Origin of the sequence: Aeromonas sp. MR19, from assembly GCF_963899305.1 — a bacterium.
Lineage (GTDB): Bacteria > Pseudomonadota > Gammaproteobacteria > Enterobacterales > Aeromonadaceae > Aeromonas > Aeromonas bestiarum.
Genome location: NZ_CAWQWZ010000001.1, coordinates 179,659 through 195,010 on the forward strand (window position 1 = coordinate 179,659; position 15,352 = coordinate 195,010).

14 protein-coding genes and 1 riboswitch are annotated in these 15,352 nt (G+C 63.3%); of the genes, 6 read left to right on the forward strand and 8 right to left on the reverse strand.

Annotation, left to right across the window (positions count from 1 at the left end; translation table 11 throughout):
- The first annotated feature begins 164 nt into the window (after nucleotides 1-164).
- Nucleotides 165-1,340 (forward strand): iron-containing alcohol dehydrogenase, encoded by a 1,176-nt coding sequence (locus AACQ95_RS00845; protein ID WP_241280235.1) that lies wholly within the window; start codon nucleotides 165-167, stop codon nucleotides 1,338-1,340.
- Nucleotides 1,341-1,551: 211 nt separating this feature from the next.
- Here the strand turns inward: AACQ95_RS00845 and AACQ95_RS00850 are convergent, their stop codons facing one another.
- The 3 genes from AACQ95_RS00850 to AACQ95_RS00860 form a co-directional block, all read right to left on the reverse strand.
- Nucleotides 1,552-2,178 (reverse strand): glutathione S-transferase family protein, encoded by a 627-nt coding sequence (locus tag AACQ95_RS00850; protein ID WP_241280237.1) that lies wholly within the window; start codon nucleotides 2,176-2,178, stop codon nucleotides 1,552-1,554.
- A 106-nt stretch (nucleotides 2,179-2,284) separates the two neighbouring features.
- Complete coding sequence (locus tag AACQ95_RS00855; RefSeq protein ID WP_241280238.1) at nucleotides 2,285-3,553, reverse strand: O-acetylhomoserine aminocarboxypropyltransferase/cysteine synthase family protein; 1,269 nt, start codon at nucleotides 3,551-3,553, stop codon at nucleotides 2,285-2,287.
- A 158-nt stretch (nucleotides 3,554-3,711) separates the two neighbouring features.
- Nucleotides 3,712-3,888, reverse strand: coding sequence for a hypothetical protein (locus tag AACQ95_RS00860; protein ID WP_241280240.1), 177 nt, complete (start codon nucleotides 3,886-3,888; stop codon nucleotides 3,712-3,714).
- Nucleotides 3,889-3,988: 100 nt separating this feature from the next.
- Here AACQ95_RS00860 and sgrR point away from each other — a divergent pair, with 100 nt between their 5' ends.
- The 3 genes from sgrR to AACQ95_RS00875 are packed head-to-tail and all read left to right on the forward strand — an operon-like array spanning nucleotide 3,989 to nucleotide 6,922.
- The gene (sgrR, locus tag AACQ95_RS00865) at nucleotides 3,989-5,731 is read left to right on the forward strand and encodes an HTH-type transcriptional regulator SgrR (protein WP_241280243.1); all 1,743 of its coding nucleotides are present in this window, start codon (nucleotides 3,989-3,991) and stop codon (nucleotides 5,729-5,731) included.
- A 50-nt stretch (nucleotides 5,732-5,781) separates the two neighbouring features.
- The gene (locus tag AACQ95_RS00870) at nucleotides 5,782-6,177 is read left to right on the forward strand and encodes an acyl-CoA thioesterase (RefSeq protein WP_043140443.1); all 396 of its coding nucleotides are present in this window, start codon (nucleotides 5,782-5,784) and stop codon (nucleotides 6,175-6,177) included.
- Between the two features lie 31 nt (nucleotides 6,178-6,208).
- Nucleotides 6,209-6,922 carry a hypothetical protein gene (locus tag AACQ95_RS00875; RefSeq protein WP_043140447.1) on the forward strand — a complete coding sequence of 238 codons (714 nt, stop codon included), beginning with the start codon at nucleotides 6,209-6,211 and terminating at the stop codon, nucleotides 6,920-6,922.
- Nucleotides 6,923-6,966: 44 nt separating this feature from the next.
- Here the strand turns inward: AACQ95_RS00875 and AACQ95_RS00880 are convergent, their stop codons facing one another.
- Entirely contained in the window at nucleotides 6,967-7,725 is a 759-nt protein-coding gene (locus tag AACQ95_RS00880; protein ID WP_241280245.1) for a lipase secretion chaperone, read from the reverse strand.
- Nucleotides 7,722-8,633, reverse strand: coding sequence for a lipase family alpha/beta hydrolase (locus tag AACQ95_RS00885; RefSeq protein ID WP_277604456.1), 912 nt, complete (start codon nucleotides 8,631-8,633; stop codon nucleotides 7,722-7,724). Before AACQ95_RS00885 ends, AACQ95_RS00880 begins: the two co-directional genes overlap by 4 nt.
- 289 nt (nucleotides 8,634-8,922) lie before the next feature.
- Here AACQ95_RS00885 and AACQ95_RS00890 point away from each other — a divergent pair, with 289 nt between their 5' ends.
- Both AACQ95_RS00890 and AACQ95_RS00895 read left to right on the forward strand, forming a co-directional pair.
- On the forward strand, nucleotides 8,923-9,348 hold the full coding sequence (locus AACQ95_RS00890; RefSeq protein ID WP_043140455.1) for a hypothetical protein: 426 nt from the start codon (nucleotides 8,923-8,925) through the stop codon (nucleotides 9,346-9,348).
- A gap of 21 nt (nucleotides 9,349-9,369) precedes the next feature.
- Nucleotides 9,370-9,984, forward strand: a complete 615-nt coding sequence (locus AACQ95_RS00895) for a superoxide dismutase (protein ID WP_241280247.1) — start codon at nucleotides 9,370-9,372, stop codon at nucleotides 9,982-9,984.
- 72 nt (nucleotides 9,985-10,056) lie between these two features.
- On the opposite strand, the gene AACQ95_RS00900 is transcribed toward AACQ95_RS00895, so the two are convergent.
- From AACQ95_RS00900 to AACQ95_RS00910, 3 genes are all read right to left on the reverse strand, one after another.
- On the reverse strand, nucleotides 10,057-11,043 hold the full coding sequence (locus tag AACQ95_RS00900) for a SanA/YdcF family protein (RefSeq protein WP_241280249.1): 987 nt from the start codon (nucleotides 11,041-11,043) through the stop codon (nucleotides 10,057-10,059).
- 171 nt (nucleotides 11,044-11,214) lie between these two features.
- Nucleotides 11,215-13,962, reverse strand: a complete 2,748-nt coding sequence (locus tag AACQ95_RS00905) for a collagenase (RefSeq protein WP_241280251.1) — start codon at nucleotides 13,960-13,962, stop codon at nucleotides 11,215-11,217.
- Between the two features lie 480 nt (nucleotides 13,963-14,442).
- Entirely contained in the window at nucleotides 14,443-14,766 is a 324-nt protein-coding gene (locus AACQ95_RS00910) for a fimbrial protein (RefSeq protein WP_241280252.1), read from the reverse strand.
- Between the two features lie 93 nt (nucleotides 14,767-14,859).
- Nucleotides 14,860-14,946, reverse strand: a riboswitch (cyclic di-GMP riboswitch).
- Nucleotides 14,947-15,352: the final 406 nt, after the last annotated feature.

Here is a 15,352-nt window from a genome sequence, read left to right on the forward strand (position 1 = left end):
AGAGGGGGTGGGCATGTGGGTCCTGATGGGGCATGGCACCGCCTTCCTGACAGACCATAGCAGAGCCGCGCCTGGCCACCCCGCCGGACTCGAACGCAATGCGTTTTTTGATAGCCAGCTCCCGTTTTTTGACCTCATGACGCCACAGGCGCACAATTCCCTGCATGCATTCAAGCGAGGGCTCTGCCGTGTACAACTTCCAATATGCCAATCCTACCCGCGTCTGTTTCGGTGAAGGCCAGATAGCCAGCCTGCCCGATCTGATCCCGGCGGGCAGCCGTCTGCTGGTGCTCTACGGCGGCGGCAGCATCAAGCAGAACGGCGTCTATGAGCAACTGACTCAGGCATTGGCGGGGAGGGATTGGCAGGAGTTCCCCGGTATCGGCGCCAACCCCCAGTACGATCAGCTGATGGAGGCGGTGGCGCTGGTCAAGCGCGAGCGCATCGACTTCCTGCTGGCGGTCGGCGGTGGATCCGTGGTGGATGGCACCAAGTTCGTGGCCGCCGCGGCCTGCTTCGAGGGGGCGGATCCCTGGGAGATATTGCTGCACAAGGCACCCGTCAAGGCGGCGCTGCCCCTGGGCTGCGTGCTGACCCTGCCCGCCACCGGCTCGGAGAGCAATCCCGCCGCCGTGGTGAGCCGGGGGGAGGCCAAGCTCTCCTTCATGAATCCGCTGGTGCAGCCCGTGTTTGCGGTGCTGGATCCCGTCACCACCTACAGCCTGCCCACCCGTCAGATCGGCAACGGGGTGGTGGATGCCTTCGTCCACATCATAGAGCAGTACCTCACCTTCCCGGTGGGGGGCGAGGTGCAGGACCGGCTGGCGGAAGGCTTGCTGCAGGTGCTGGTGGATAACGGCCCCAAGGCGCTGGTGGATCCCACCAACTACCAGGTGCGTGCCAACCTGATGTGGGCCGCCAGCCTGGCGCTCAATGGTCTCATCGGTCGCGGCGTGCCGCAGGACTGGTCCACCCACGCCATCGGTCACCAGCTCACCGCGCTGCACGGGCTGGATCATGCCCAGAGCCTGGCTGTGGTGCTGCCCTCCCTGCTGCGTGAGCAATCGGCCCAGAAGCAGGAGAAGCTGGCCCAGTTCGCCGAGCGGGTCTGGCACTCCAGCCGGGAGGACAAGGCGCTGCGCATCGAGGAGGCCATCATCCGCACCGAGCAATTCTTCCGGCAGATGGGGGTGGGCACCCGTCTCGCCGACTACGGTCTGAGCGAGAGCTGCATCCCCGGCATCTGCTCCAACCTCAAGCGCTTCGGGCTGACCGCCCTCGGGGAACAGCAGGATATAGATCCCGACAAGGTGGCGCGGATCCTTTCTCACGCGCTTTAAGTCAGGGGACTTGCGCCTCGCAATCAGAGTGGCGCGGATCCTTTCTCACGCCCTCTAGGCCTGAAGTCCTTGGCCAAGGGGCGATCCTGACAATAAGTGCGGCCAGGATCCTTTCCCACGCGCTCTGATCATCTGGTTGACGAGCTGAAAAGAAAACGCCCCGATTGTCGGGGCGTTTTGCATTCCGGGCTGAGGCGCTGAGGGTAGAGGATCAGGCGCCCAGATCCAGCTCGCGCTCGAGTGCCGCCGCCTTCTGGCGGGCCGGATGGGTGTTGAGTCGCTGCCAGTAGGCCTGCAGGTGCGGGAACTGGGCCAGCTGACCGCCCTGGGCCAGCAGATCCACCAGGAAGGAGTTCATGATGTCGGCGCCGGAGAGGCGATCCCCTACCAGATAACTGCGGGTCGCCAGCACCTCATTGAGGTAGCCCAGCACCTTGGCACACTCCGCCTTGGCGTAGTCCGGCAGGAAGCGCATCGGGCTGCCATCCTTGCGCACGAACATGTCCAGCAGCAGCGGCAATATGCCTGAGCTCTCGGCAAAGTGGAGCCACTGCAGGTAGTCGGGGTAGTCGGGGCTATCGGGGGCCGGCGCCAGCCTGTCGGCCGCGTATCGGGCAATCAGGTACTCGGTAATGGCGCCGGACTCTGCCAGCACGCGGCCTTCCAACTCGATGACGGGCGACTTGCCGAGGGGGTGAATGGCCTTGAGCTCTGGCGGCGCCAGAAAGCTGGTGGCGTCGCGCTGGTAGGCCTTGATCTGGTAAGGCAGCCCCAGCTCTTCGAGCAGCCAGATGATGCGTTGGGAGCGGGACTTGTTCAGGTGGTGCAGGACTATCATGGGAACCTCGATTCGGTGGCAGGAGTCGGTATACGCCTCGGCGAGGCGGCCGGTTCACCGGCGGATAAAAAAGAGCGGGCAGATGCCCGCTCTTCTGTTAGCTGACTCAGGCTTCCAGCGCCTGATCCAGATCCGCCAATATGTCCTCGATCGCTTCTATCCCCACCGACAAGCGGATCATTTCCGGCTTGACCCCGGCCCTGGCCTGCTCGGCTTCGCTCAGCTGGCGATGGGTGGTGGAGGCGGGGTGGCAGGCCAGCGACTTGGCGTCGCCTATGTTGACCAGCCGCTTGAAGATCTTGAGCGCATCGTAGAAACGCACCCCGGCCTCGTAACCCTCCTTCAGGCCGAACGAGAGGATGGCCGAGGGGCGACCGGCCATGTACTTCTCCGCCAGCAGGTAGTGGGGGTGGCCCGGCAGTCCGGCATAGCTGACCCAGGCCACCTTGGGGTGATGCTTGAGGTGGTGGGCGACCCGCAGGGCGTTGTCCACGTGACGCTCCATGCGCAGGCTCAGGGTCTCCAGCCCCTGCAGCAGCAGGAAGGCGTTCATGGGGGCCAGCGCCGCACCTGTATTGCGCAGCGGCACAGTGCGCACCCGGCCGATGAAGGCGGCGGGGCCGAAGGCGTCGGTGTAGACCACCCCGTGGTAGGAGGGCTCGGGCTGGGTGAGCTGGGGGAAGCGTTCGGCGTTATCCGCCCAGGGGAACTTGCCCGAGTCGACGATGACGCCTCCCAGCGAGTTGCCGTGGCCACCCACGTACTTGGTGAGGCTGTGCACCACTATGTCGGCGCCGTGCTCTATGGGTTTGCAGAGCACTGGGGTGGCGACCGTGTTGTCGACGATGAGGGGCACGCCACGGGCGTGGGCCACCTTGGCGAAGGCGGCCAGGTCGACTATGTTGCCCGCCGGGTTGCCAATGCTCTCGCAGTAGACCGCCTTGGTCTTGTCGTCGATGAGGGCTGCGATGGCCTCGGCGCTGTCATCCCTGGCGAAGCGCACCTCGACCCCGAAGCTCGGCAGCATGTGGGCGAACAGTGTGTAGGTGCCGCCATAGAGCTGGGGCGTGGAGACTATGTTGTCACCGGCGGCGGTCAGCGCCTGGATGGCGTAGGTGATGGCGGCGGAACCCGCCGAGACCACCAGACCGGCAATGCCCCCCTCCAGCGCGGCCATCCGCTGTTCCAGCACGTCGTTGGTGGGGTTCATGATGCGGGTATAGATGTTGCCAGGCACCGCCAGATTGAACAGGTCCGCCCCGTGCTGGGCGCTGTCGAACTCATAGGCCACCGTCTGGTAGATGGGCACGGCGACGGCCTTGGTGGTGGGGTCGTGGGAAAAGCCGTGGTGCAGGGCCAGGGTCGCATCTTTCATCACACACTCCTTGTTGGATGTTGCTGGATAGCAGTTATAGATGGATAGACGTCCAATCTATCAGGCCCAGCGCTGATGTAAACCACCCAATCCGGCAAAGCAATTGCGCCCGCTGACGATGTGCGTCTCCCTTGAGCGCTCCGTGCTAGGGATGGCACTCAGAGACGGCGACGATACTCCCGATCGTCTATCTGGTGCATGTCCCACTGCATCAGGCGGTTGAGCTGGCTCATGGGATCCTCGATCAGGGTCAGCGGCCTGGGCAGGATCCGCTTGAAGTAACGACGCAGGGTCTGCTGGATCCGGTTCGGTTTGAGGGGGTTGGCTTGGCTCATCATTGTGCTCCTGTGCTGTGGTTCTCACGTTCGTCAGCAGTATTGAGCTAAAATGCGGAAGTAAAAACTGATGACTTACAGCAACAGGATTTCCTCTTTTATGCCGACCGGTCGCCTCTACCAGCAGTTTCAACGACTCGCCCAGCAGCTTGGCTGCGATGAGCGGGAGACAAGCCTCGCCGAGGTGGCGGATCTGCTCTGCTGCACCCCGCGCAACGCGCGCCTGCTGCTGCGCCGCATGCAGGATCAGGGCTGGCTCAGCTGGTCGGCCGAAGCGGGGCGGGGGCGGCGCTCCCGGCTGGTGCTGCTCGACAGCCAGGAGAGCCTGACCCGGCGCCGGCTGCGGGATCTACTGAGTCAGGGCCAGCTGGCGCAGGCGGTACGGCTGGCGGAGGGGCGGCTGGATCTGCTCACCCCGCTGCTGATCGAGCAGCTCGGCCAGGCCACCCGGGAGGGGCGCCAGATCCTGCGGGTGCCCTACTATCGTCCGCTGCCCCAGCTGTTGCCCACGGATCCGCTGCGTCGCTCCGAAATTCACCTGAGCCGGCAGATCTTCAACGGCCTGACCCGACGAAATGAGGAAAATGGGGAAATCGAGGGGGATTTGGCCCACCATTGGGAGCGGCTCGGCCCCTGTCACTGGCGCTTCTATCTGAGGCCGGCCGTGCGTTTTCACCACGGCCGCGAACTGGCGGTGGAGGATGTGATGGAGAGCCTGCTCGGCCTGCGTGATCGCCCACTGTTCGCCCATCTTGCCCGGCTGGAGAGCCATTGGCCGCGCACCCTGGATATGTATCTCGACAGTCCGGATCCTCTGCTGCCCCATCTGCTGGCCGAGCCGGTGGCCGCCATTTTGCCGCGTGAACTCAAGGGAGAGGCGGGTTTTGCCCTGCAACCCGTGGGCACTGGCCCCTACAAGGTGGCTGCCAACGATCCCCTGCACCTCTGTCTGGCGGCCTTCGACGACTACTTCGGCTTGCGCGCCCTGCTCGACGAGATCGACATCTGGATGCTGCCTGAGCTGGCGGATCGGCTGGAGAGCCACCTGCAGCTGGGACGCGACAGCCCCGAGCTCGGCACCATGCGCGGTGAGTCCGAGCTGGAGTCGGGCTGCTACTTCCTGCTGCAGGACGACAGATCCGGATCCTTGCAGGATCCCGCCCTGCGCCAGTGGCTGGCCCACCTGCTCAACCCCATAGCCCTGATGGCGCGGGTCGCCCCCGAGTTGCAGCGGGGCTGGACCAGCGCCCTCGGCCTGCTGCCTCACTGGCGCGAGGCCTTGCCCGCGCCGTTGCCAAAGTCGGCGCAGTTGCCGACGACACTGGTGCTCGCCTGTTTCAACCAGCATCTGGAGTTCAACGAGTGCGCCGGGGCCATGAGCAGCCTGCTGGCGGAACAGGGGATACGGCTGGAGGTGCGCACCCTGGATTACGGCCGCTGGGTGAGCGGGGCGGATGAAGACGTGGATCTCTGGCTCGGCACCCTCAACCTGGAGCACGAGCACGCCTTCGCCCCCTACGCCTGGCTGCTGGGCACGCCGCTGCTGCGTCAGGTGTGGGCAAGCCAGCGGTCCCTGTGGCAGGGTCTGACGCAGTGGCGTGCCGGCGGCGCCGAGCCGGGCCCGCGCGCCCTGCTGGCCCGGGTGCAGCAACAGGGCTGGTTCGTGCCCCTGTTCCACCACTGGCTGGAACTGGAGAGTCGGGTCGGCGTGCACGGGGTGCGCATGACGGCGCTCGGCTGGTTCGATTTTCGCAGTGCCTGGCTGAGGCCCGAGCTGGCCGGGAGCGAGGCGGGCAAAGCGGGCGGCAGCTCCCGCCCCGAGACAGGGGAGCTTGAGTCCTGACGCGGGCCGCGTTAGCCTGAGCGCGGTCCAACGACAAGGAGTCGATATTCATGCTGGAAATGCAGATCCAACCCCGTTTTCAAGAGACTGATGCCCTAGGCCACATCAACAATACGGTGCCGGCGGTCTGGTTCGAAGCGGCCCGGGATCCCCTGTTTCGCATCTTCTCCCCCGAGCTGGATGTGCACAACTGGCACCTGATCATCGCGGGCTATACGGTGCAGTTCAAACGGGAGCTGTTTTATGGCCAGCAGGTATCGATCAAAACCGGGGTGCGTCGCATCGGCTCCAGCTCCTTCACGCTCTGGCAGGAAGCCTGGCAGGGCGGCGAGCTGGCGGTGACCGCCGAGACGACCCTGATCCATTTTGACTACCAGACCCGCCAGTCCCTGCCCCTGAGCGACAAGCACAGGGAGGGGCTGCGGGCCTGGTTGATAGAGAGTTAACCTTGGCCTTTCGGCCAATCACAGGACACTTATGCGCAATACCGTGATCGCCCTGAGCCTCGGCTTGGGGCTGGGGCTCTGTTCCCTGCCTTCCGTGGCTGCTTCCCTCGCAGAGCAGTTCACCCTGATGGAGCGGGGGGCCGAGAGCGCCCTCGACACTCGCCTGTTCAGCCACGATGGCGTCGACATCAAGGCCTGGATCGATGGTTCCCCCGTCATCATAGCCGTGCCCATCATGAACGAGCAGGGCAAGCTGGAAGGGGAGAGCCGCTACTACTTCAAGGGCGGCAAGCTGTTCGGGGTGAAGGAGCCTGCGGCCCAGTTTGCCTTTGATGACAAGGGGACGCTCACCCAGTGGCTGGATGACAAGGGCCAGCCGGCCGAGTTCGTCAGCAAGATGAGCATGCAGCAGCGCGAGGCCTGGCTCACCAAGCGGGCCGCCGAGCTGGCCAAACTGTTTGCCCAGAGCCCGGCCGAGCAGAAGGCGGCCAAGGGGGGCGTCAAGCTGAAGGGGGCGGATCTCGCCCACTGGCTCTGCAATGGCAAGCTGATGGATCTCGCCAGAGGGGACAAGGTGATCTTCGAGCAGGCAAAGCTGAAGATTGCCGAACAGGGCGTGGAGGGGGAAGTGTCCCTGCGTCAGGACAAGGGGTGGCAGGATCTCTGCCTCAAGTGCGAGGTGCAGGGCACGCAAGTGACCCGCCTCACCTGGCAGCCGCTGCCGGGAGCCAACAAGCCGCAATGATCTCGGTTGCAGCATGAAACAAGGGGGCCATCGGGGCCCCCTTTTCATTGCGGCGACGACTCGCTCAGCTTGAGCCGGGTGAGAGCTTCCACCCGTCGCCATTGCTCGGCGGGAAACCAGCGCGCCAGTATCTCCTGCTGTTGCTCGGCCCGATCCAGGGTGGGCAGGGGCTTGAGTTCGGCCAGATAGCCCACCAGCTGTCGTTCGAACCCTTGTTGGCCCTGCTCCAGCTGATGCAGCCGATCCACCGCCTCAGGCCCCAGCCTCTCCAGCAGCACGGCGTCGCGCTCGGCGGGCGCCAGTGGCTCCAGCGCCTGCAGATCGCCGAGCAGGCGGCTGTTGGCCTCGGCCTCCCTGAACCACTGGGGCTGTTCCGCCAGCCAGAGTTCGAGCTCATCGGCCAGCATCTTTTTGTCGGCCTCGCTCGTCTCTGCCAGCGCCTTGCGGCGCAGGGTCCACTGCTCCATCAACCTGTCCTCGGCAAACAGCTGCTCCTGCTCGGCCGGGGTGAAGCTCTGCTGGCGCAGCTGCTCGCGCTCGTCAAACAACACCTGCAGACTGGCGAGGCCAGGATCCGCCGGCACCGTCAGGCTGCCCTCCGCCGCCAGGAAGCTCTGGTAGCGGGCCAGCAGTTCGTCCTCCGCGTTCGTTTCTCCCTGTTCCAGACGCTGGGCCAGCTGATGGCGCAGGGCCCCCTGTTCTGGGGCCGCCGTCAGATCTGGCGGCGAGTCGGGCCAGAACAGGACGGCTCCCAGCAGCAGGGCCGACCCCAGGGGCACGGCGATCCGCAGGGATCTTTTCATAGCCCCAGCCCCTGCAGGCGATTGGCGTGCTGGCGATAGAGAGTGACAGGATCGGTTTCAAACAGGTGGTGGATGCCGAACGACTGGTTCACCTCGTCCAGATGGTTCATCCGGTAGCCGGTGCCGATCACCTTGCCGAGGTGGCTGCTGCACACCCCGACCAGACCGTCGTTGGGTTCGCTGAAGAAGGTGCCGGTGAGGGCCAGCGCAGGATCCACCGGATCCAGTATGTTGGTCATGTTGCCGCGCCCGCTCCAGGAGAAGTAGTAGACCCCGTTGGCGGCCTGCAGCGGCCCGTCACCGCAATATTGGCCGGGCAATCCCTCTGGGTAGCGCTGGTTGAAGCGCTGGGCTCCCGAACTGGTCAGGGCATCGAGGGCGGCGAGGGGATCCTGCGGCAGCTGGCTGCCGCCGGAGAGCAGCGAGATGACCCCGGACAGGGCCGAGGCGGCGGCCACCGCCAGCTTCTCGGCCACCGAGCCCGGCGCCACCCTGGCGCGCACCAGATCGGCGATCTCCGAGCCATAGTTGACCCCTCCCACGCTGGTGGCGGAGGCGACCAGCTCGGGGGCGACCGAGGCGACGTAGCGTATGGTGGGGCCGCCGTGGGAGTGGCCGATGAGGTTGACCTTGTCGGCCCCCGTGATGGCGAGCACCTGCTGTACCTGCTTGAGCAACTGCTCACCGCGCAGCTCCGAGCTCTCGGTGGCGGAGACCTGCGCCACGTAGACCCGGGCGCCATCCCGGGTCAGCGCCTGGGGGATCCCGTAGAAGTAATCGACCCCGAGCAACCTGTCGAAGCCGAACAGCCCGTGCACCAGCACTATGGGGTAGCGGGTCTGGGTATAACCTGCCGCCTGGCCCAGCATGGGCAGGGCGCACAGCAGCACCAATAGCCATCTTTTCATCTTGTCCATCCTTGTGAATAAGGTTGCCACAGCGACAACCACCGGCCTCATGCCAGTACCGACCAGCATGACGGAGCGGGACCTTTGCATCTGTGCAAATGATCACCAAACGGACAGATTCAAAAAAGCCCTACCCATATGGGCAGGGCTGTTGGCGGTGCTGGCACAAGTATCCCTTGTGTTCGGCACTCACATAAGTTAAATAATAATTATTATCATTTGAGTGGTCAGGATCATGACGGGAACCTGGGTGAAGGGATGGGTCGGTTCGAGCGACGCGGACAGCAGCATGGTGCACTGGAAAGTGCAGACCCTGAGTGGCAATCGCCACTTCGATGCCGGCGAGCACGCCAAGGCGCTCTCCTATTACCAGCAGGCATTGTGGCTGGCGCGCCAGCAATTCGCCTGCTGGCACGATGCGGACGAGGCGGTGGCCGCCCTGGTGGTGGCTCACCACAATCTGGCGGATCTGCTGGTGGCCATGACGCTGCCGGAGCGCGCCGCCGATCTGCTGTGCCATATCCACGATTGCCTGCTCGCCACCAGCCAGTCCCCCGCCAGCCCTGTCCCCTTGCGGGATGCCGCCCTGCGCCACACCCGCAGCACCCGCACCGAGCTGCTCGCCTTCGTGCGCAAGCACGGCACCCAGGATGCCATTCAGCGCTGTCTCGGCCAGTGTCTGTGTCAGACCGAGCCCGCCCATCAACTGCATTAATCACAATAAACAGAGGTGATCATGAGCCATACCCTGCCAGCCCTTGCCTACGGCTACGATGCGCTGGAACCCCACCTGGACGCGCTGACCATGGAGATCCATCACAGCCGTCACCATCAGACCTATATCACCAATCTCAACGCGGCCCTGGCCGAGCTCCCCGAGCTGGCGGCCCTGCCGGTGGATGCGCTGCTTGCCCGCTTCGACAGCCTGCCGGCGCACGTGCAGGGGGCGGTGCGCAATCACGGCGGCGGCCACGCCAACCACAGCCTGTTCTGGCAGGTGATGAGCCCGCAAGGGGGCGGTGAACCGGGCGGCGAGCTGGCGGCGGCGATCGCACGGGAGCTGGGCGGACTGGATGCCTTCAGGCAGGCCTTTACCCAGGCGGCGCTGAGCCGGTTTGGCAGCGGCTGGGCCTGGCTGGTGGTGGACGAGGAGGGAAGATTGCGGGTGGAGAGCAGCGCCAACCAGGACAGCCCCCTGATGCAGGGCCAGGTGCCCATACTGGGGCTGGACGTGTGGGAACACGCCTATTATCTCAAGTACCAGAACAAGCGACCCGACTACATAGCCGCGTTTTACAAGGTGATCGACTGGGACGAGGTGGAACGCCGCTATCGTGCCGCGCTGGCATGACCGCCGGCAGGATAGTGCACTCGGCCAAATGAAAGAGACCCGCCTGATGGCGGGTCTCTTGTTTCTCTCTTGTCAGGGGGTCGAAGCGGGGGCCGCACCACTGGCTGCCACGGCCGGACTGGTCGAGAGCGCCGCGCTGGTTGCGGCAGCAGCGCTGGCAGCCTTGGCTGTATCCGCCTCCTTGCTTGGGGTGGCCGCGCTGGTCGACATGGCGGAACTGGCGGTGAGCGCGGCGTCAGTGGCGGTGGCTGCACTGGTCGCCGTGGCCGGGCTGGCGGTGGGCGCAACCGGCGGCTTGTGGGTCACGGGCGGGATGGGCAGGCAGGGCTGGCTTGCGCCTATGGTGCTCAGGGCCTGACAGGGGGTGGGGCCACCGATGACGATGGGCTCGCCGAGGAACTTGGGCCCCTTGTCCAGCACGTAGAGGTCGAGCAGCCCCATCAGGCGGGCGAATACCTCGCGTACCCGGGTCTTGATGCCCTGATAGGCGCTGGGATCCTTGGCGTTGAAGCCGACGGCCTCGATGCCGAAGTGGCGGGCGATGAAGATGGCGCGCTCGTTGTGAAAGGCCTGCGACACCACGGTGAAGTGGGCCTGACCAAACACCTCCTTGGCGCGCACTATGGAGTCCAGGGTACGAAAGCCGGCGTAGTCGCTGTAGATGGCCTTGGCCGGGATGCCGGCCTGGATCAGGGCCCGCCGCATCTGGCGTGGCTCGTTGTATTGCACGGTCGCGTTGTCACCGGACACCAGTATGTAGTCCACCTTGCCGTTGTTGTAGAGCTCGGCGGCGGCCTTGATCCTGTACTTGAAGTAGTGGTTCGGACTGCCCCCGATCAGGTACTTGGAGGTGCCCAGAACCAAGGCGACCCGGTTGTAGGGGACTGCATCGACGTCGTCATAGGTGTAATGACGGGCGTCCGAGACGGTCCACTCGCTGTAGCCCAGCAGCATGGCGGCAGATGCCAGCAACAGGCAAAAGCAGGCGAGGAGGATCTTGGCAAACTTCTTCATGCGCGGTGCGGTTCGGGTCTGAAGTAAGAGGTGACAGAGGGTCATTCTATTACAAGTTGCCGCTGCGCGTCAGGCTTGATAGCGGCCGATGGCGTCACTCGGGCAAAGGTTGTCGCATACTGTGGCTGGCTAACCGCTTGATCCGGCACCGATAAAAACCTTTCGTATAAAAACAAGGGGCAGCCGTGGCTGCCCCTTATCGCTAGCGTCTCATCCTCAGTGGGAGGAGTCGTTCGCCTTGCACTCGTCAGACTCCTTGTTGGCTTCCCACCAGGGCAGCAGATCGCGGCTCAGCCAGCTCTGGTAGGCTTCGCTGTCATTGGCGATCAGCTGATCCAGCTCGGCTTCGAAGGCGCTCATCGCCTGCTGCTGATCCGGGTTGCGCAGGGCCTGGGCCATGGCCAGCCAGCTGGCGCCGCGACCGGTCTCGTTCAGGAAGCGATGCACCGTATAGGACCAGGAGTAGACCATCTCGCCACCCTTGTCGTAATCCAGGTGCAGTATGTCGGCCAGGCTCGGTCGCTCGGCCGCCGGGCGACCCGAGACGTTGTCCATGCCACGGGCGAAACACTGACCGTGGGCGATGAACTCCGCCAGCCCTTCCGACCACCAGGTGGTGCGGTTGAGCGGGTAGTGACCGAAGCTGCCGTACTGGTTGAAGCGTCCATCCAGGTAGTGCACGTACTCGTGGCGCAGGTTCCACACCTGGAAGGCCGGGCGTTTCCACTCCGCCTCATAGGCGAAGAAGCGGGCCTGGTTGCCGGGACGCGCCGGATCCCCTTCGATGTAGATGCCGCCGTTGTCGGTGGAGACGCCACCAAACAGGGCGCTGCCGTAGCGCTTCCAATCGGCGGAGGAGTTGAAGATCACCAGCTCCAGCGCCTCGTTGTTGTCATCACTCACCGGCTGCCAGCCTGTTTCCATCTGCTGATGGAACTGCTGCTCCTCGGCGCCCAGCTCGCGGCAGATGCCGTCGGCCTGATCCTGGCTCAGCTCCTGGGCCCGCAGGCGCAGGGTCGGCGAGCAGGTGTGCTCGAACGGCAGCACGTCTTCCATTCGGATCGGGGTGCAGAGTCCGGCAAAGTCACCGCTGATACAGGCCTCGCTGGTGCGATCCGTGTAGGTCAGATAGTAGGTGGAGAGGGTCAGTGACATGTCTTCCAGCAGATCCTGACTCTGTTGACCGCCGGGGATCAGGCCGTGATGACGGATGAGCTCGATGACTGAGCCATCCAGCAGCTTGCGATAGCCTTCGCTCTCGTCGGGACGGGTATAACGGGCGACCCGGTAGAGGCGGGTATAGGCATCCAGCACGTTGTTGAGCAGGAACAGATCCTTGCCATCCCGTCCTTGCCACAGCGACAGCTCGCTCATGCCGAGGGCGTGCAGCTGTTTGCGCAGCTCGCCATCCTGCTGGCGGAAATCGGCGGCGAAGGCGTCGCTATGGTCGCTGGCGAAGTCGAGGAAGTTGAGCAGATCGAACAGACCGGTTGCCCAGGCATGCTGACCATTGATCTCGCTGGCATGCCGGGTGCTGTAGGCCAGCATCTGGTTGAACTGGCCGAGCAAGGTGCCAAACCGGCTCTGCACCGCCGGGCTCTTGAACTGGCCATGCAGGGCTATGCTCCAGGCGCCCATGACGGCTCCCACTTCATCGCTGGCCTGCTCCGGGTAGAGCAGCGGATGGGCGCCGAGCGCGGTCAGCGCCTCGGCCAGTGCCTCGGCGGCGGCCGGGCCGTCTTCCTTGTGTTTGCCGTAGTTGTGATAGTTGTGGGCGCGCACGTATTCCAGCAACAGCTTCATGGCCGGATGGGCGGGCTGATTGGCCGCCAGCAGGCTCTGGATACCGCGGGACACGGCCAGCAGCTTGGTGTCATCGTGGCCATAGTTCTCCTGCCAGACGGGAGCGGGCTGGCCGCTGGCATCCTGCACTATCCTGGCGGCGTCGGCATCCAGCAGATCCGTGCCCGGTTGTTCCGGCTCGGAGCAGGCGCGACCATCGGCGCGGCGGCAGTCGAGCTGCTCCTCCTTGCTGGCCAGCACTATGGGGCGATTGAGCACCCGACTCTCCTGCCACTCGTCGGTTTCCGGCAGTGTCTGCCATTCGCTGCCACCGACCGGGTATTGATAGCCGGTGTCTTTCAGTACCACCTGTACCTCGCTGCCGGCGGGCAGGGTCTGGCGGCAAACCCGGTAGCTGATGGTCTTGTCCCCTTCCTGGCGGGTCTGGGGCTCATCGCACTCCTGCTGTGTCTTGGTCTCGTCCAGCTGCCAGCTGTACTGGCGCCAGACGTGGATCTCGCTCACCTGGCTGGCGGCCTGACTGCCCGCCACGGGTTGCAGGCGGAAGAAGATCTGCTCGAGGCGGCCGTCCCGCTCATTGGGAGTCTCTTCCAGCACGCTCAGCTGTTGCCAGTTTTGCGGCTGGTATTGCCAAACTTGCTCGGCGCAGCGCCCCTGGGCATTGAGCTCGCAGCGATCCAGCTCCTGCTCGCTGTGACCCAGTATGATGCGCTCGGCCAGCGGCAGACGATCCTGACGCGGGGCGGTCGGGGTGCCCGTCAGCGGTTCCCAGCGGCCCTGTTTCAGGCCGTAGCCAAAGTCATAGCTGCTGGCCGGGATGGCCTTGCCTGCCGGCACCACCTTCTCGCAGCTGAGGTAGCGGATCTGCCAGCCCTGCTCGATCTTGAGCTGCGGCTCGCCGCACTGCTGCTCTGCCTGCGCGGTCAGATTGGCATCGCTCCAGTCGAAGCGGCGGTAGACGCGCAGTTGCTGATAGGGGGCATCGTCATCGCGGGCGCTGAGCTCGTAGGTGACTTCGGTGACGCGATCGCTCAGCTGGCGGCTGGATTCACCGTTCAGCCGGTACTGTTGCCAGTCGGCGGGGGAGTAGTTGGCCAGCGCCGAGGTGGCGAGCAGGCCCGGTGCTGCCAGCAGCAGCAACCTTGTTCCCAGATTGTTCATTTTTATCCCTTTGGATGAGAGTCTGCGTGGTTATCGCGGGCAATGTACTCAGTTCCAAAGGGGTATCAACTCACCAGTCAGGCCATATAAATCATTTATTTAGATTGAATCAAAACAAAGTGAGTGCCATTGGGGGCTCAGTTGATAGCAAGGACTCATCTGCCATCTGGGGGGTATCTCAGCCTTCGGCTGACAAGTGTGATCAACGTCTCGTTTGAGATGTGTTGGCAGTGTGTTGTTGCGACAGTACTAAGAAGGCGATGAAGTGGAAAACCGAGCCGACGCTATGGCTGTGTGGTGAGCCGGATCCTGAGAGGACTTTGCAAGAGAGGAAATGCGAGAGGGGCTGGTGCCGGTAGAGGGCGGCGGTTGGATGCTAAACAAGCGCTGTGTTCGGCGTGGGCTCCACCTGCTAAGGGGAGGCGAGCAAGTCCGCCCGAGGCAATGAACAACCCCGGGCAGATGGGATGGCTAACTCGATCAGAGGTAGCTGATGGTCACTATGGCCATCTTGCTGCTGCCGGCAGACAGCTTGTACTGCATGGTGCTGCTGATGGTATTGAGGCTGCCGGCTTGCTGCAGGCTGGCCAGATCCAGGGTCTGGCGCTGGGTGCCCGAATAGCAGGTCACGCTGTTGTCAGCGAAGTCGCAGGGGGCTTCGTAGATGGTTCCGGTGAAGGTCACGCTGCCATCGTAGGCAGAGGCTGTTGCCGGCAACAGGGCGACGCCCAACAGCATGGCTGCGGCGGCAGAAGAGGCAAAACGGATGGCGCTGTTGCGAACGGAAGCGGTGGAAGTGTTCATTTTTATGTCCTTTTCGTCACATGTCGTTGTACGAAAAGGGCAACGCAATCAAAGAGAATGACACAGATACAACTGATGACATCGCTCTTCTCAGATGGCAGCTCCGCTGTCTTAGGTATTTAAACCCTTAGACCGGTGGCTTTGCGTCCCGACCTTTCGACCGGTTTGCCCTTTACTCTATGTTTAGATGATAACACCCTACTTTGAGAAATCAATCAGCATAAAAAAGCATGAGATATGGGTCACAGATAGCAGGAATAATAAATATCTACGTGGAATATATATTGTTGACCTACTGCGGGAATGGCGTTGTTGAGTGTCAACATCATCGTCATAACACAGCGCGACAGTGAAAACACCCTCATTTATTGAGCCATGCCGGGCTTTAATAATCAGGATTATTAATCCCAGGCACGGAACAGCGGCCATTTACTGCTTATATGCCATGGGCTGTCATTATGATTACCTGATTACCTGATTACCTGATTACCTGATTACCTGATTACCTGATTACCTGATTACCTGATTACCTGATTACCTGATTACCTGATTACCTGATTACCTGATTACCTGATTACCTGATTAC

Bases quoted from the DNA above. Each gene is read 5' to 3' on its own strand.
- AACQ95_RS00845 (WP_241280235.1), top strand. From the start codon at position 165: ATGCATTCAAGCGAGGGCTCTGCCGTGTACAACTTCCAATATGCCAAT.
- AACQ95_RS00850 (WP_241280237.1), bottom strand. From the start codon at position 2,178: ATGATAGTCCTGCACCACCTGAACAAGTCCCGCTCCCAACGCATCATC.
- AACQ95_RS00855 (WP_241280238.1), bottom strand. From the start codon at position 3,553: ATGAAAGATGCGACCCTGGCCCTGCACCACGGCTTTTCCCACGACCCC.
- AACQ95_RS00860 (WP_241280240.1), bottom strand. From the start codon at position 3,888: ATGAGCCAAGCCAACCCCCTCAAACCGAACCGGATCCAGCAGACCCTG.
- sgrR (WP_241280243.1), top strand. From the start codon at position 3,989: ATGCCGACCGGTCGCCTCTACCAGCAGTTTCAACGACTCGCCCAGCAG.
- AACQ95_RS00870 (WP_043140443.1), top strand. From the start codon at position 5,782: ATGCTGGAAATGCAGATCCAACCCCGTTTTCAAGAGACTGATGCCCTA.
- AACQ95_RS00875 (WP_043140447.1), top strand. From the start codon at position 6,209: ATGCGCAATACCGTGATCGCCCTGAGCCTCGGCTTGGGGCTGGGGCTC.
- AACQ95_RS00880 (WP_241280245.1), bottom strand. From the start codon at position 7,725: ATGAAAAGATCCCTGCGGATCGCCGTGCCCCTGGGGTCGGCCCTGCTG.
- AACQ95_RS00885 (WP_277604456.1), bottom strand. From the start codon at position 8,633: ATGAAAAGATGGCTATTGGTGCTGCTGTGCGCCCTGCCCATGCTGGGC.
- AACQ95_RS00890 (WP_043140455.1), top strand. From the start codon at position 8,923: ATGGTGCACTGGAAAGTGCAGACCCTGAGTGGCAATCGCCACTTCGAT.
- AACQ95_RS00895 (WP_241280247.1), top strand. From the start codon at position 9,370: ATGAGCCATACCCTGCCAGCCCTTGCCTACGGCTACGATGCGCTGGAA.
- AACQ95_RS00900 (WP_241280249.1), bottom strand. From the start codon at position 11,043: ATGACCCTCTGTCACCTCTTACTTCAGACCCGAACCGCACCGCGCATG.
- AACQ95_RS00905 (WP_241280251.1), bottom strand. From the start codon at position 13,962: ATGAACAATCTGGGAACAAGGTTGCTGCTGCTGGCAGCACCGGGCCTG.
- AACQ95_RS00910 (WP_241280252.1), bottom strand. From the start codon at position 14,766: ATGAACACTTCCACCGCTTCCGTTCGCAACAGCGCCATCCGTTTTGCC.